Annotated in this window: 15 protein-coding genes and 1 tRNA gene; 3 read left to right on the top strand and 13 right to left on the bottom strand. The window is 58.6% G+C overall.

The annotated features are described in order from the left end of the window. Nucleotides 1–58 precede the first annotated feature (58 nt). The 12 genes from OQ287_RS14595 to rplU all read right to left on the bottom strand — a co-directional run bounded on the left by OQ287_RS14595 (nucleotide 59) and on the right by rplU (nucleotide 11,677). A complete protein-coding gene (locus tag OQ287_RS14595) occupies nucleotides 59–532 on the bottom strand; it encodes a sterol desaturase family protein (protein ID WP_250939783.1) in 474 nt (157 codons plus the stop codon). 17 nt (nucleotides 533–549) lie between these two features. Then, nucleotides 550–1,515, bottom strand: coding sequence for a 4-hydroxy-3-methylbut-2-enyl diphosphate reductase (gene ispH, locus OQ287_RS14600; protein WP_250939781.1), 966 nt, complete (start codon nucleotides 1,513–1,515; stop codon nucleotides 550–552). A 15-nt stretch (nucleotides 1,516–1,530) separates the two neighbouring features. After that, nucleotides 1,531–1,983, bottom strand: coding sequence for an FKBP-type peptidyl-prolyl cis-trans isomerase (locus tag OQ287_RS14605; protein WP_250939779.1), 453 nt, complete (start codon nucleotides 1,981–1,983; stop codon nucleotides 1,531–1,533). Next, nucleotides 1,976–2,518: a signal peptidase II gene (gene lspA, locus OQ287_RS14610; RefSeq protein ID WP_265896915.1), complete on the bottom strand. Its 543-nt coding sequence runs from the start codon at nucleotides 2,516–2,518 to the stop codon at nucleotides 1,976–1,978. The genes OQ287_RS14605 and lspA overlap by 8 nt, the downstream gene beginning before the upstream one ends. Continuing rightward, the gene (gene ileS / locus OQ287_RS14615; RefSeq protein WP_265896916.1) at nucleotides 2,511–5,330 is read right to left on the bottom strand and encodes an isoleucine--tRNA ligase; all 2,820 of its coding nucleotides are present in this window, start codon (nucleotides 5,328–5,330) and stop codon (nucleotides 2,511–2,513) included. The genes lspA and ileS overlap by 8 nt, the downstream gene beginning before the upstream one ends. Before the next feature lie 9 nt (nucleotides 5,331–5,339). Continuing rightward, nucleotides 5,340–6,401: a bifunctional riboflavin kinase/FAD synthetase gene (gene ribF / locus OQ287_RS14620; protein ID WP_265896917.1), complete on the bottom strand. Its 1,062-nt coding sequence runs from the start codon at nucleotides 6,399–6,401 to the stop codon at nucleotides 5,340–5,342. 69 nt (nucleotides 6,402–6,470) lie between these two features. Further along, nucleotides 6,471–8,018 (bottom strand): murein biosynthesis integral membrane protein MurJ, encoded by a 1,548-nt coding sequence (gene murJ / locus OQ287_RS14625; RefSeq protein WP_265896919.1) that lies wholly within the window; start codon nucleotides 8,016–8,018, stop codon nucleotides 6,471–6,473. A gap of 125 nt (nucleotides 8,019–8,143) precedes the next feature. After that, on the bottom strand, nucleotides 8,144–8,410 hold the full coding sequence (rpsT, locus tag OQ287_RS14630) for a 30S ribosomal protein S20 (RefSeq protein ID WP_250939767.1): 267 nt from the start codon (nucleotides 8,408–8,410) through the stop codon (nucleotides 8,144–8,146). A 210-nt stretch (nucleotides 8,411–8,620) separates the two neighbouring features. After that, nucleotides 8,621–9,769, bottom strand: a complete 1,149-nt coding sequence (gene proB / locus OQ287_RS14635) for a glutamate 5-kinase (RefSeq protein WP_250939765.1) — start codon at nucleotides 9,767–9,769, stop codon at nucleotides 8,621–8,623. A gap of 15 nt (nucleotides 9,770–9,784) precedes the next feature. Then, complete coding sequence (cgtA, locus tag OQ287_RS14640) at nucleotides 9,785–10,990, bottom strand: Obg family GTPase CgtA (protein ID WP_265896920.1); 1,206 nt, start codon at nucleotides 10,988–10,990, stop codon at nucleotides 9,785–9,787. Between the two features lie 84 nt (nucleotides 10,991–11,074). Beyond that, nucleotides 11,075–11,332, bottom strand: a complete 258-nt coding sequence (rpmA, locus tag OQ287_RS14645) for a 50S ribosomal protein L27 (protein WP_250939761.1) — start codon at nucleotides 11,330–11,332, stop codon at nucleotides 11,075–11,077. A gap of 36 nt (nucleotides 11,333–11,368) precedes the next feature. Next, the gene (gene rplU, locus OQ287_RS14650) at nucleotides 11,369–11,677 is read right to left on the bottom strand and encodes a 50S ribosomal protein L21 (protein WP_250939759.1); all 309 of its coding nucleotides are present in this window, start codon (nucleotides 11,675–11,677) and stop codon (nucleotides 11,369–11,371) included. 257 nt (nucleotides 11,678–11,934) lie between these two features. Here rplU and OQ287_RS14655 point away from each other — a divergent pair, with 257 nt between their 5' ends. After that, nucleotides 11,935–12,909, top strand: a complete 975-nt coding sequence (locus OQ287_RS14655) for a polyprenyl synthetase family protein (protein ID WP_265896921.1) — start codon at nucleotides 11,935–11,937, stop codon at nucleotides 12,907–12,909. 74 nt (nucleotides 12,910–12,983) lie between these two features. After that, a tRNA-Pro gene (locus OQ287_RS14660) sits at nucleotides 12,984–13,060 on the top strand. A gap of 532 nt (nucleotides 13,061–13,592) precedes the next feature. Here the strand turns inward: OQ287_RS14660 and OQ287_RS14665 are convergent. Next, the gene (locus OQ287_RS14665) at nucleotides 13,593–14,174 is read right to left on the bottom strand and encodes a DNA adenine methylase (protein ID WP_265896922.1); all 582 of its coding nucleotides are present in this window, start codon (nucleotides 14,172–14,174) and stop codon (nucleotides 13,593–13,595) included. Here OQ287_RS14665 and OQ287_RS14670 point away from each other — a divergent pair. Beyond that, nucleotides 14,109–14,372, top strand: a complete 264-nt coding sequence (locus OQ287_RS14670; protein WP_265896967.1) for a lysozyme family protein — start codon at nucleotides 14,109–14,111, stop codon at nucleotides 14,370–14,372. The two genes, OQ287_RS14665 and OQ287_RS14670, sit on opposite strands and share 66 nt — an antisense overlap. The last annotated feature ends 125 nt before the right edge of the window (nucleotides 14,373–14,497 follow it).

Below are 14,497 nucleotides of genomic sequence, written 5' to 3' on the forward strand. Positions count from 1 at the left end.
AAGGTGTGTGCTATCCGTGGTTAACGGCGAAGCGCCTGAAGCCTTGAAAAAAGAAAGGTCAGCGAGCGCGCTTGCGCTTGAGGGCAGCCTTGAGGCGCTGCGCTGAGGGCACCACCATGAAACCGAAGGAAACAGCGCCATCTCGTGTACTGGTAGCATGATGCAACCGATGGGCATCAATGCGGTGTCGCCAGAAGGGAGCACGCCGGTTCAGGGGCACCCTGAATCGCCGATGCACCAGCCCATCATGAAAAATGGCATATACCGCGCCATAACCGGCAATGCCAAGCCCCAGCGCCAGCATCCAGAGCGGTCCAGTGGTCCCAAGATAAATCAGGGCAATGGAAGGTACGGCAAAACAGACGGCAAACAGGTCATTGAGCTCGAAAATGCCCTGCCGCTCCCGATGATGGGAGCGGTGCCAGCACCAGAGCGGCCCATGCATGATGAAGCGATGGGTAAACCAGGCCACCCCCTCCATGCCCACCAGACCTACTGCAAAAAACAGAATAAATGTACCGATGGCGGCCATGAGACCTCCTGATCAGATCACCCGCTGACGATAACCCGCTCGCGCAGTTCCCGGGGCATCGAGAACGTAATGGTTTCTTCCTGACCAACTATTTCGTCCGGGGCAGCCCCCCCGAGCTCCTGCAGACGCGCAATGACGCCATTGACCAGTACCTCGGGCGCACTGGCACCAGCAGTCACACCCACGCTTTCAACCGATGCAAACCACTCGGGCTGGATCTGTTCGGCATTGTCGATCAGGTACGCCGGGGTATTCATCCGCTCTGCCAGCTCGCGAAGACGATTGGAGTTGGAGCTGTTCGGGCTGCCCACCACCAGTACCACATCGCTTTGCTCGGCCAGGATGCGTACCGCATCCTGGCGATTCTGGGTGGCGTAGCAGATATCATCCTTCCGCGGTCCCTGAATCGCCGGAAAGGTCTCGCGAAGCGCATCGATGACCTTCGATGTATCATCCATCGACAGGGTCGTCTGGGTCACAAACGACAGCTGCTCGGGATCGTTGACCTTGAGCTGGCGCGCATCCTCTTCATCTTCGACCAGATAGATCCGGCCACCATGCTTCGTATCGTAGCGTCCCATGGTGCCCACGACTTCAGGGTGGCCGGCATGGCCGATCAGGATGCATTCACGGCCGCGACGCGCATAGCGCAACACCTCCATATGCACCTTGGTCACCAGTGGGCAGGTGGCATCAAAGATCTTCAGGCCGCGCCGATCGGCTTCATCCTGTACCGCCTGGGATACACCGTGCGCCGAGAAGATCACGATGACATCATCAGGAACTTCGTCGAGTTCTTCGACAAATACAGCGCCCCGGTCACGCAGTGAATCCACCACAAAGCGGTTATGCACCACCTCGTGACGCACATAGATGGGGGCCCCGAAGACATCGAGCGCCTTGTTGACGATATCGATGGCGCGATCCACGCCGGCACAGAAGCCACGTGGATTGGCCAGATTGATTTTCATCGGCTGAGGCATGATTTATCGTCCTCGTTAATGCGTGGTGGCGGGCGTAACATCCAGCACATCGACATCAAATGTCAGGGTGCGGCCGGCCAGCGGGTGGTTGAAATCGACCTCGATCATGTCTCCGTCCAGCGTCTTGATTACGCCCGGAAGTTCGCCACCGCCTGCCGGGTCGGCAAACGAGACCACCAGCCCTTCCTCCAGCTCGATTTCGTTATCGAAATCCTCTCGCTTGAGACGCTGCACATTCTGCGGGTTGTACTGACCAAAGGCGTATTCCGGCAGGACAGTGAACTGACCTGATTCACCGGTACTCATGCCCTTGAGCGGCCGTTCGAACCCGGGCGGCAGGTTACCGTCACCAAACACGCAGGTTGCCGGTGTCTTGCCACGCGTCGTATCGACTTCGGTGCCATCTTCAAGCGCCAGCGAGAAGTGCAGTGTCATCTGCATCCCTTCGCCAATCGTGTAATTACTCATGAGGAGCCTCACTGGATACCTTTGGTGTGTTCTTCGCGCCGAACAAGGCATCAAGAATCATGCCTGCAGCGCCCAGGCAAATGGCCGTGTCAGCCAGATTGAAGGCCGGGAAATACCAGTTGTCCCAGTGAAAGGACAAAAAATCCACCACATAGCCCAGCACGACACGGTCGTAGAGATTGCCTACCGCTCCGCCCATGATCAGTGCCAGGGACGCCGCCATCATGACCTCCCCTCGCCGCAGCCGCTTCAGCCAGATGACAAGCCCGGTTACGGCACCGGTCGCGATGGCTGCAAACAGCCAGCGTTGCCAGCCATCATGGTCAGCCAGAAAGCTGAAGGCGGCGCCGGTATTATGCAGCAGCATCAGGTTGAAGACCGGCAGTACTTCAACGGGACGCCCATAGGCAAGGGTCTGGGTGACCAGCAGCTTGGTCCCCAGGTCCAGCACCACAACCACCAGCGCCAGCAGTAGCCAGCGCAGCGGACGATGCATGGCCGGTGCCCTGTCGGCGGCCGGGGTCGAATCAGGCATAGTAACGCACCTCACCCGGGCCATCAGGCAGATTGAGGATCGAGCGCTCGCTCAGTGTCGGATGCTCGGGGTGAGTACCGACGTCCGGGCGACGCTCCCAGCTGCGGGCACACTTCTCGTATGGGCTGGCTTCCACCACGACACGAAGGCCTTCCAGTTCGGATGCCTGCGCCTCACCGCCTTCACTCAGGGGATGAAGTGTGACCTCGGAGGTAATCAGGACAAATCGAAGCTCCTCACCCAGCCGACTCAGCGTCGCCTGAAGATGATCATCGACATACAGCGTCAGCTGCGCGTCCAGAGAGCCCTTGATGACCCCTTCCTTGCGCGCACCTTCCAGCTGGCGATTGACGGCATGCTTCACCTCCAGTACCTGCTGCCAGAACTCACGTCCCATGTCATCGTCGGCCGGCAGTGTGCTCAGACCGTCATACCAGGTGGTGAAGAAGACACTGGTCTCCCGGTCGCCCGGAATATGCTCATTGATCTCTTCGGCCGTGAACGACAGGATGGGTGCCACCCAGCGCACCATGGCCTCGATCACGTGATAAAGCGCTGTCTGGCAGCTACGTCGCGCGAGGGAATCTGCCTGACTGGTGTACTGACGATCCTTGATCACATCCAGATAAAAGCCGCCCAGCTCGCGAGAGCAGAACGTATGCACCTGCTGGCAGACATCCAGGAAGCGGTACTCGGTATAAGCCGTCTGAATGCGCTCCTGAAGCTGAGCCGCACGATCAACTACCCAGCGATCCAGTGCAATCATGTCCTCGAAGGCAACCTGATGCACTGATGGATCAAAGCCCGTAAGGTTGGCCAGCAGGAACCGTGATGTATTCCGGATACGACGATAGGTATCGGCTGTCCGCTTCAGGATTTCATCGGACACCGTCATTTCACCGGAGTAATCGGTAGAAGCGACCCACAACCGCAGGATATCGGCACCCAGACGGTTCATGACCTGCTGCGGTGCCACGACGTTACCCAGTGATTTCGACATCTTGCGACCGGCAGCATCAACGGTAAATCCGTGTGTCAGAACAGCCTTGTAAGGTGCGCAGTCATTGATGGCGATCGAGGTCTTGAGTGAAGACTGGAACCAGCCACGATGCTGATCCGACCCCTCGAGGTAAAGGTCGGCCGGGAAGGCCAGATCATCACGCTGAGCCAGTACGCTGTAATGCGTCACACCGGAATCGAACCACACATCCAGGGTGTCGGTCACCTTGTCGTAATGAGCTGCGTCAGCACCGATCAGTTCGGCCGCATCCAGTTCAAACCAGATATCCATGCCATCCTGCTCGATACGCTGGGCTACCGTTTCGATCAGCGCGGACATGTTCGGATGAAGTTCACCAGTATCCTTGTGAATGAACAGGGTGATTGGCACGCCCCAGGTCCGTTGACGTGATACGCACCAGTCCGGGCTGGAAGACAGCATGCCTTCCATACGGCTCTGCCCCCAGGACGGCGTCCAGTCCACGCCCTTGACCGCAGCAAAGGCCTTGTCGAGCAGTCCTTCCTTTTCCATCGAGATGAACCACTGCGGCGTGGCCCGGAAAATCAGCGGCGTCTTGGTGCGCCAGCAATGCGGATAACTGTGTTCAAACGATTCACGCTTGACCAGTGTCCCTTTACGAGTCAATGCCTCACAGACCGGTTCATCGGCCTTGTAGACATGAACGCCGGCGAACTCGCCGGCGGCCTGTGCATACGTACCATCGGCCTGTACCAGATTCAGGGTACCGATACCGTAATCACGGCCGGCCACGAAATCTTCCATACCGTGATCGGGCGCAGTATGTACCGCCCCGGTACCTGCATCCGTAGTGACATGATCGCCCATGATGACCGGCACATGCCGGTCGTAAAGCGGGTGATCAAGCATCATGTTTTCCAGGGCTCGCCCATTGGCGTGGCCCAGCACCTGATACTCCTCGATACCCCAGCGCTGCATGACACTCTCGACCATATCGGCGGCAACCACTACACGCTCAATGCCCTTGCCGAGATCAAGACTGACCAGTGCATATTCAAGAGCAGCTGCCAGAGCGACAGCCTGGTTGGACGGCAGCGTCCAGGGAGTGGTGGTCCAGATGACGATCGACACCTGGCCTTCACCCTCGACATCGCCAAAGGCTGCCAGCGCAGCGGCCTGATCCACGAGGCGGAAACGAACATCCAGCGCCGTGGAGGTCTTGTCCTGATACTCGATTTCAGCTTCTGCCAGCGCGCTCTGACCGACTACGCTCCAGTACACCGGCTTATAGCCCTTGATCAGGTGACCGTTGTCGGAAATGCGGCCCAGCGCACGCACGATGTTTGCTTCGGTCTGCTTGTTCATGGTGAGGTAGGGATTATCCCAGTCACCCACCACGCCCAGCCGAATAAAGTCTTCCTTCTGCCCTTCCACCTGACGCGCGGCGTAGTCACGGCAGGCCTGACGAAACTCACGATAGCCGACCTTGACTCCGGCCCGACCGATATCGGTTTCCACCTTGTGCTCGATCGGCAGACCATGGCAATCCCAGCCCGGCACATAGGGCGCATCATAGCCATCGATGGTCTTCGACTTGACGATCACATCCTTGAGGATCTTGTTGACCGCATGACCAATGTGAATGCTGCCGTTGGCATAGGGAGGGCCATCATGCAGGACGAACCGGGGCCGGTTCTGGCCACGCTCACGCAGCTGCTGGTACAGCCCCATCTCCTGCCAGCCCGCAATGCGCTGGGGCTCCTGCGCCGGCAGGTTCCCGCGCATCGGGAAGTCGGTATGGGGCAGATTGAGAGTATCTTTATAATCGGTCATAGCAGAAAGTCAGCCATCATCTTGATCTGTGGACGAATACGCCAGAGGCGCCGACGCCAGTGGCAGGCACGCCACGGGGTCCGAAATCGAAACCGATGACGCGGGCACACATGCCGCGTCATCGTCCAACGAAGGCCGGGAGGCCTGTGCTGCAAAAAAGGTGCGAGCCATGCTGATATCACGCTGTATGCAGCGCATCATGGCATCAATGCTGTCGAATTTTTCCTCGCCACGCAGCCGGGCGCAGGGCACTACCGTAATGATTCGTCCATAAAGCGACGGCGAAACATCAAAGAGATGGACTTCAAGCACGGGGCGCTCGGCGCCCACGGTCGGGCGCCAGCCCACATTGGCCACCCCATTCACTACCTGACCATCATCGAGCCGCGTCAATACGGCATAGACACCCCGCAATACCATGGGCCCCGGCAGCAGCGGCAGATTGGCCGTTGGAATACCGATCGTCCGTCCGAGCTGGCGGTCCCTGATCACCCGACCACGAAACCGATAGGGCCGCCCCAGCAGGCGCGCAGCCTGCCTGAAATTACCCGACGCCAGCATGGTTCGTATTCGGGTGCTGGAAACGCGATCATTATCCATCATGAAGGTTCGCGTATGCTCGACCCGAAACCCGCAGTCCTCACCTTCACGTTGCAACAACGCAAAGTCACCGGCCCGGTCACATCCGAAGCGGAAATCATCCCCTACCACCAGGTGACGAACACCGAGACCGTCCACCAGTACTCGGCGAATGAAGTCATGGGCAGACAGTTCGCGAAGACGGCGATTGAATGGCAGACACAATACCCGATCAGCGCCGTAATGGTGCAGCAGACGAACCTTTTCCTTCATCCGCATCAGACGCGGAGGCGCCTGGTCACCGGCAAAGAACTCCCGCGGCTGTGGCTCGAAGATCACGACCGTTACCGGCAGGTCGAGACGCCGAGCCTCCTGTCGCAGTTGCTCAAGGATCGCCTGATGCCCGAGATGAACACCATCGAAGTTGCCGATTGTAGCCACACAACCTCGGTGGTGTGGCGCCAGCGTGTGCAAACCTCTGATCAGTTCCATGCGCGTTGCAATTCCATTGGGCGTGGCAGTTGATTATAACGAAGGGAAGCAGGCCTATCAGCCCTGCCCCTACCCATTGAGCCGGAAATGGTGCACTCGAACTCCCATAAGGGCCAGAAGTGCCAGATACACTCCGCACCCCAGCACCACCAGGGCGACAATTGCCGCCACTCGAATCGGCGCAGACCAGTCAAGCCACTGCGCCCAGTCAGGCGTGGCCCACAGCAGTACGGCTGTCATGACCGCACACCCGGCGGCCAGCTGCAAAGCGAACCGCCCCCAGCCTGGCTGAAAATTCAGCACGCCGCGTCGAGTAAGGCCCCGCCCAAGTAAAAAGGCGTTCAGATAGGCGGACATGGCCGTGGCCAGTGCCAATCCGGCATGGGCCAGCGGCATGATGAGCGCCAGATTGAACACCATGTTGGCAATCATCGCGACCACCCCGATTTTCACCGGCGTCTTGGTGTCCTGGCGCGCATAAAAGCCTGGCGCCAGCACCTTGATCAACATGAAGGCCAGCAGCCCCAGTGAATAGGCACGCAGACTGCGTGCAGCCATCACCACATCGTGGTCCGTCATCGCCCCATAATGAAACAAGGCAATCAACAACGGCTCAGCCAGCAACAGAAGGGCAAGCGTTGCCGGCAGACCGATCAGCAAGACTGCGCGCAGGCCCCAGTCCAGCATTTTTGAAAAATGCTCGGGGTCCCGGGAGGCATGCTGACGCGACAGGGCCGGAAGAATTACCGTGGCAATGGCAATGCCAAAGACCCCCAGAGGCAGCTCAACCAGGCGGTCCGAATAATAAAGCCAGGACACGCTACCCGCCGCCAGCAGTGACGCCAGAACGGTATCAAGCAGCAGATTGATCTGCGAGACCGACACCCCGAACAACGCCGGCCCCATCAGACGCAGCACACGACGCACCCCAGGATGGCGAAAATCGGGTTTGGGCACGGGCAGCAGCCCGAGCCGCAGTAGAAAAGGAACCTGGAACATCAACTGCGCGATGCCTGCAATCAATACGCCCCAGGCCAGCGCCATGATGGGCACTGACAGATGCGGAGACAGCAGGAACGCAGCCCCGATCATGCTGATGTTCAGCAATACCGGCGTAAAGGCAGGCACGGCAAACCGATTCCAGCTGTTGAGTATGCTGCCGGAAAAGGCCGTCAGTGAAATCAACATCAGATAGGGAAAGGTCAGCCGCAGCATATCTGCAGTCATCGCCAGCTTGCCATGACCGTCGTCCTTGAAGCCCGGTGCAAACACCCAGACCAGCCAGGGCGCGGCCACAATGGCAACCACGGTAATGGCCAGCAGCACAAGCCCAAGGCTACCGGCAGTAGCGTTCAACAACGACCGCGTTTCCTCTCGGCTACGCGTGGTAGCGTACTCGGAAAGCACCGGCACAAACGCCTGATTGAAGGCTCCCTCGGCAAACAGCCGTCGCAGGAAATTGGGAATTCGAAACGCAATGAAAAAGGCATCAGCACCCCCTCCGGCCCCGAACAGCGCCGCAATGGTGACATCCCTTACCAGACCCAGCACCCGCGATAACATGGTCATACTGCCGACAACCATGCCCGATCTCAGCAACCCTGCCGATTTGCTCATCCTGCTCGCCTCTGCCCAAACACCCTTGCTTTGATAAGAACGGCCTTGAAGGTTTCCCTGAACGCACCTGTCGGACACAAAAAAACCGGCCTGAGCCGGTTTTTCTGATCGCGCGCAGCTCCGGCTTAAGCAGCCAGTGCCTTGATCCGCTTGTTCAGACGGCTCTTGATACGAGCAGCCTTCTTCTTGGAGAACGAATCCTTGTCGGCAATGCGGTCGATGACCGGCTGTGCCTGATTGAATTCGGTCATCGCCTGAGCGTGATCGCCGGCCTGGATCGCCTTGATGACGCGTTTCACATGGGTACGAACCATGGAACGCTGGCTGGCATTGTGCTGCCGGCGCTGTTCAGCCTGGCGTGCGCGTTTACGTGCTTGCTTGGTGTTAGCCACCGTCTACTCCTTGGAGATCTCGACAGTCGGTGCTCGACGCGACAGTCGGTGTTCGAAATAAAAGCCACCTGACTGCGTCTGCAGTGGCGACTTCCTGCCATTGGTCAATAAATGATCAACGGGCTGTGTCTGAGAGGATGGACAAGCTTAGCACTCGCATCGTCACAATGAAAGCCCGCAGACAGCCATTGCATGCCCTCAAACCACCCCTTACTGCCCGGCACCATCCAGCAGCACCAGGTTATTGCGGTGAATCATCTCATTGGCTTCCACAATGCCCAGTACGGACTCGACCCGGGCTGAAGACAAACCAATGATACGGCGGGCATCATCGGCATCATAGTTGACCAGCCCCTTTGCGATGCGCCTGCCAGCCTGGTCAACACAAACCACCAGATCACCTCGCCGAAACTGCCCCTGAACGTCACTTACGCCGACCGGCAGCAGGCTTGACCCCTTGTCGCTCAGAACAGCGACGGCACCATCATCAATCACCAGTGTCCCCTGGCTCTTGAGTTGACCGGCCAGCCAGCGCTTGCGCGCCGCGATCGGGGCAAAATGCGGTTTAAGCAGCGTGCCCAGCACCTCCCCCTTCAACAGACGTGTCAGCACATCCGGCTGATGGCCACTGGCGATCACGGTCTGGGCACCGGAACGGGCAGCCAGCCTGGCTGCCCGAATCTTGGTTGCCATGCCTCCGCGCCCCAGCACACCACTACCACCAGCCACGGCGGCAATGGCTGGATCATCCGCCTCGCCTTCCGTAATCAGGGTCGCGTGCGGCTCGATGCGAGGATCGGCATCAAAGACGCCCTCCTGATCGGTCAGGATAACGAGCGCATCGGCTTCGAGCAGGTTAGTCACCAGTGCGGCCAGCGTATCGTTATCACCAAACCGGATCTCGTCGGTAACCACCGTGTCGTTTTCATTGATGATGGGCACCACATCAAACTCGTGCAGCGCCGTAATCGCCGAACGCGCATTCAGATAGCGACGGCGATTGGACAGGTCGGCATGGGTCAGCAGAATCTGGGCAGTCTGGCAGTCATGGCGCTCGAAGTGCACTTCATAGCACTCCACCAGCCGGGTCTGGCCGATGGCAGCCGCCGCCTGCAGCGCACCAAGCGAACTTGGGCGCCCCGGAAGGCCAAGACGAGCAATGCCCGCTGCAACCGCTCCAGAGGAAACCAGCGTCACCTTGACGCCGCGGTAACGCAGCATGGCCATCTGATCCACCCACTGGCCAATGGATGCCTCGTCCAGTCCCTGACCATTATTGGTCAGAAGCGCGCTACCGATCTTGACCACCACATGCTGAACGCGTGTCAGCGCATCGCGTTCCGAACCCGCCTCACTCATTACCGACTCTCCACGTCAGGGCACGTATTCCACGTCGACATCGTAATCGTTGTCGTCAAAGTCGTCGTCATCATCGGCAGCAGCCTTTTCCGCCGCGCGGCGGTTTTTACTGCGCGTCATGCGCTCCTCTGCACGAGCGACTTCCTCGGCCTCCATGCGGCGACGCATGTTCTGCTCGAGTTCGAAGGCTTCCTTGCTCTCGGATTCCAGCTGGCGCTGTTCGACCAGCCAGCGATGCACGGACTGAACCAGTGCATCGGTCCCTTCGCCACTGATGGCAGAAACCTCAAAGACCGGGCCATCCCATTCCAGCCGGGCCAGCACATCATCAATGATTGCACGACGCTCATCCGGGGGCAGCATCTCGCACTTGTTGAGCACCAGCCAGCGCGGTCGCTCAGCCAGTGCCGGCGAGAACAACTGCAGCTCACCGGCGATGATATCAATGATATCGACCGGGTCGGATTCATCGTAAGGCGCCACATCGACCACATGAAGCAGCAGGCGTGTCCGCGTCAGGTGCTTGAGGAACCGAAGCCCCAGGCCGGCACCCTCGGAGGCCCCCTCGATCAACCCAGGCACATCGGCCATGACAAAGTGCTCATGGGCACCCAGCTTTACTACACCCAGGTTCGGCACCAGGGTAGTAAACGGGTAATCCGCCACCTTGGGACGTGCCGCCGACACCGAGCGAATCAGGGTGGACTTGCCCGCATTCGGCATGCCCAGCAGCCCTACATCCGCCATCAGCTTGAGCTCGAGCCGCAGCTCGCGACGATCCCCTTCGGTGCCCGGCACGGTGCGTCGCGGCGCCCGGTTGGTTGACGACTTGAAGTGCATGTTCCCCAGCCCACGGCGCCCACCCTGAGCCACCTTGAGCTGCTGACCTTCCTCGGTGATATCACCGATGATTTCCAGCGTTTCAACATCAATGATCGTGGTACCGATCGGCACCTTGACCTCCAGATCGCCCCCCTGACGGCCACTCATCTGGCGGCCCTGGCCCGGCTGACCATTTTCGGCCTTGTAAAAGCGCTGGAACTTGAAATCGATCAGCGTATTGAGCGACTCATCACCCACCAGGATGACACTGCCGCCATGGCCTCCGTCACCACCGTCGGGCCCGCCCTTGGGCACGTACTTTTCCCGGCGGAAACTCAGGCAGCCATTGCCCCCCTTGCCCGCCTCTACCGTGATCGAGGCCTCATCGACAAACTGCATGTCATTACTCCCGGCGTGTTTTTCGCCATACTACAAAAAAGCCCCGCCTGAGCGGGGCTTCTTCAATAAGCGTCATCAACGAAATCAGGCAGATTCAATGCTGACGAACTTGCGGTTTTTCGGTCCCTTGGTCTCGAACTTGACGTGACCGTCAGAAAGAGCAAACAGGGTATGATCCTTGCCGATACCTACACCAGTGCCGGCATGAAAGCGTGTACCACGCTGACGAACGATGATGCTGCCGGCAGTTGCTGCCTGGCCACCGAACAGTTTCACACCCAGACGTTTGGACTCGGAATCGCGACCGTTGCGAGTACTACCCGCCGCCTTCTTATGTGCCATGAGAACAGCCTCCTATAAAAGGTTGAACAACCCTGCTTACGCAGAGATGCCGGTAATCTTGACTTCAGTATACCACTGGCGGTGGCCCTGACGCTTCATGTGGTGCTTCCGGCGACGGAACTTGATGATGGTGACCTTGTCACCACGGCCGTGGGAAACCACTTCAGCGCTGACCTTGGCGCCTTCAAGCAGCGGCGCACCGATCTGAACGTCATCGCCGCCGATCATCAGCACCTGATCGAACTCAAGGCTGTCACCGGTTGCCACTTCAAGCTTCTCGAGCTTGATGCGCTGGCCTTCCTTTACACGGTACTGCTTGCCGCCGCTTTTGATAATCGCGTACATGTCACTCTCCTTTACACTCATCCGGGAATCGCTTCTTTCATCGACCTGCGTCAAGTGGCGCCCCTTCCGGCAGCCATCTAACAGGGAGCAGTGATGAGTCGGGCGCGGATTATACACTCGACAAGCACCTTGACACAACAGAAAAGCTGAGTTATCTGCCCGGAGAGGCCTTTGCCTTGACGCCGGGGGGGTCCATGCCTAGCATACCGGCAACCTATGGCCCGTTAGCGGCCCCACCCTTGATGACAAGCCGAGTCATGCAGCCAAACGCTTTGCCGACCCATGCCCCGGTGGCCGAGGACTTCGCCGCCGTAGATCGCAGCATCCAGCAACAGCTCGCCTCCCGCGTTCCTCTTGTTCAAACCATCGGGCACTACATTGTTGAAAGCGGTGGAAAGCGCCTGCGGCCGCTGCTTGTATTACTGGCCGCCCGCGCCCTGAATTACGACGGTGACCGCCACATTCTGCTCGCCGCCCTGATTGAATTCATGCACACCTCCACTCTTCTGCATGATGACGTGGTCGATGAGTCAAGTCTCCGCCGAGGCAAGGCCACTGCCAACGATACCTGGGGTAATGCACCGTCGGTACTGGTGGGTGACTTTCTCTATTCCCGCTCCTTCCAGATGATGGTGGACGTGGGATCAATGGAGATCATGGCAATTCTTTCTGCCGCCACGTCGACCATTGCTGAAGGCGAAGTCCTGCAGCTGACCAATATCGGTAACGCCGATATCGACGAGCAGGCCTACTACGACACCATTCAGGGCAAGACCGCCATGCTGTTTGAAGCGGCCTCCCACACCGGTGCCGTACTGGCAGGGGCCACCGCCCGACAGGCAGAAGCCCTGAAACTCTACGGTCGTCACCTTGGCATGGCTTTCCAGCTGATCGATGACCTGCTGGATTACGAAGGCAACGCTGACGCCATGGGCAAGAACGTCGGGGATGATCTGGCCGAAGGCAAGCCCACCCTGCCGCTGATCCATGCCATGAGGGTAGCTCCCGAAGCGGATGCCCAGCTGGTACGTGAGGCCATCCGGGAAGGTGGCCTGACCCATCTGGATGAAGTGGTCGGGATTGTTCAGCGCTGCGGCGCACTGGACTATACCCGCGAGCAGGCCAACAAATGTGTTGCCCTGGCCCTGGAAGAACTCGAGCACCTGTCACCCTCGCCCTACCGGGACAGCCTTGCCCTGCTGGCCCACCAGGCGGTAGAACGCACCTCATGACAAGGGGTTGCATTTTTTATTTCAAGGCGTAAAATGCGCAGCGGCTGACGAACAGAATCACCTTGCAGCCGAATCGGAATATAGCTCAGCTTGGTAGAGCGCTGCCTTCGGGAGGCAGAGGTCGTAGGTTCGAATCCTGCTATTCCGACCACAGAATATTGAAAAACCGCCACTTACGGATCATACCGGGTGGCGGTTTTTTTTATGGACAACTTCCAGGTTCCAAATAGTTCCATAGAACTTCCTTGCCCCTTCTTTTATGCAGGCGTATTGGCCACGCAACCAGGACCCGCACCGCTCATTCTAAAACGCAAGGAATCACAAGGGAATCCAACCTGTCAAACCCCTTACGCCGCCCCAGTACTGGCATTATCTCAAACCACCTGCAGGGGCGCATGCAATAAAACCGACCCATTTAACGCGCGAGCGAGGCGGGGAGTCGACGGCGCGCGAACGGTGCTGACCGACGAAACAGGGTGTGGATAAACCAACCGACCAAGCAAAAAAAGCCACCACGAATGTGGCTTGTGATGAGATCAGAGTATCTACAGATTGGTGATGATCAGCTCACCGCGAACTTCAGTGCGGTGCTGCCCAGCCGAGTAGCGAAGCTGGGTGCGTTGGATGATTAGCCCGTCGAATGCTTCGTGCATTCCGGGGATATCGTTGACGCTGATCACCACCTATCCCTTGGCTTCGTGGGCCAGTCGTCCCATCAAGGCATATTGATCAAATCCAAACTCGATGCCATATCCAGCCGCCCCCCCCCCCCAGTACGGGGGATCGAGATAAATCAGCGTTTCATCGCGATCGTATCTCCGAAAGCAATCTTCCCAAGGCAGTTGCTCGATCAACGTCCGGCTGAGTCGCAAATGCGCTTCGCTCAGGTCTTCTTCGATTCGCAACAGATTGAGTCGTGGCCTGCATACCGCCGATGTTCCAAAGGAAGGATTATCCGACCGGCCGCCAAATGCATTTTTCTGCAGGTAAAAGAAGCGCGCTGCTCGCTGGATATCCGTCAGCGTTTCCGGCGGCGTCTGCTTGAGGTCCAGAAAGTCCTGCCGGCTGACCAGTGCCCACTTGAAACGACGCAGAAAACCTTCTAGACGGTGCTTGACCACTCGATACAAATTGACCAGCTCGCCATTGGCATCATTGATCACCTCGACACCATCTGCACCGGCCATACCAGTACGACGATCACCCTTCATCAGGCACGTAGTACCGAAGAATGCACCGAGTTGCTCAAGGGGGATCTGGGCCAAGCCTTTGATGCCATCAGTGCAAGCCTGGCACCGGACATCAACCAGACGCTACCCCAACGCGCCGGGCAGCGCTGGCATCGTTCACCTTCAACGTCGGTGACGGGTGTCTTTCAGCAATCCACCCTGCTCAAACGTCTGAATGCTGAGCAAACACGGGCGGCCGAGCGTGAGCTGTGCCTGATCGGGGTCGAACGATGACCCGCCTGAGCGTTTACGTCCTCGGTGTGGCTGTCGCCCTCGGCGGTGGCTGGTTGTTGTGGGAGCGCGGTAACGCCGCAATAGAGCGCGCCGATCGGATCGCCCTGCAGCGCGACTCGCTGCTT

Origin of the sequence: Larsenimonas rhizosphaerae (assembly GCF_026240105.1) — a bacterium.
GTDB lineage: Bacteria > Pseudomonadota > Gammaproteobacteria > Pseudomonadales > Halomonadaceae > Larsenimonas > Larsenimonas rhizosphaerae.

Excerpts from the sequence above, each read along its gene's own strand:
- OQ287_RS14595 (WP_250939783.1), bottom strand. The coding sequence starts at position 532 with ATGGCCGCCATCGGTACATTTATTCTGTTTTTTGCAGTAGGTCTGGTG.
- ispH (WP_250939781.1), bottom strand. The coding sequence starts at position 1,515 with ATGCCTCAGCCGATGAAAATCAATCTGGCCAATCCACGTGGCTTCTGT.
- OQ287_RS14605 (WP_250939779.1), bottom strand. The coding sequence starts at position 1,983 with ATGAGTAATTACACGATTGGCGAAGGGATGCAGATGACACTGCACTTC.
- lspA (WP_265896915.1), bottom strand. The coding sequence starts at position 2,518 with ATGCCTGATTCGACCCCGGCCGCCGACAGGGCACCGGCCATGCATCGT.
- ileS (WP_265896916.1), bottom strand. The coding sequence starts at position 5,330 with ATGACCGATTATAAAGATACTCTCAATCTGCCCCATACCGACTTCCCG.
- ribF (WP_265896917.1), bottom strand. The coding sequence starts at position 6,401 with ATGGAACTGATCAGAGGTTTGCACACGCTGGCGCCACACCACCGAGGT.
- murJ (WP_265896919.1), bottom strand. The coding sequence starts at position 8,018 with ATGAGCAAATCGGCAGGGTTGCTGAGATCGGGCATGGTTGTCGGCAGT.
- proB (WP_250939765.1), bottom strand. The coding sequence starts at position 9,769 with ATGAGTGAGGCGGGTTCGGAACGCGATGCGCTGACACGCGTTCAGCAT.
- cgtA (WP_265896920.1), bottom strand. The coding sequence starts at position 10,990 with ATGCAGTTTGTCGATGAGGCCTCGATCACGGTAGAGGCGGGCAAGGGG.
- rpmA (WP_250939761.1), bottom strand. The coding sequence starts at position 11,332 with ATGGCACATAAGAAGGCGGCGGGTAGTACTCGCAACGGTCGCGATTCC.
- rplU (WP_250939759.1), bottom strand. The coding sequence starts at position 11,677 with ATGTACGCGATTATCAAAAGCGGCGGCAAGCAGTACCGTGTAAAGGAA.
- OQ287_RS14655 (WP_265896921.1), top strand. The coding sequence starts at position 11,935 with ATGCAGCCAAACGCTTTGCCGACCCATGCCCCGGTGGCCGAGGACTTC.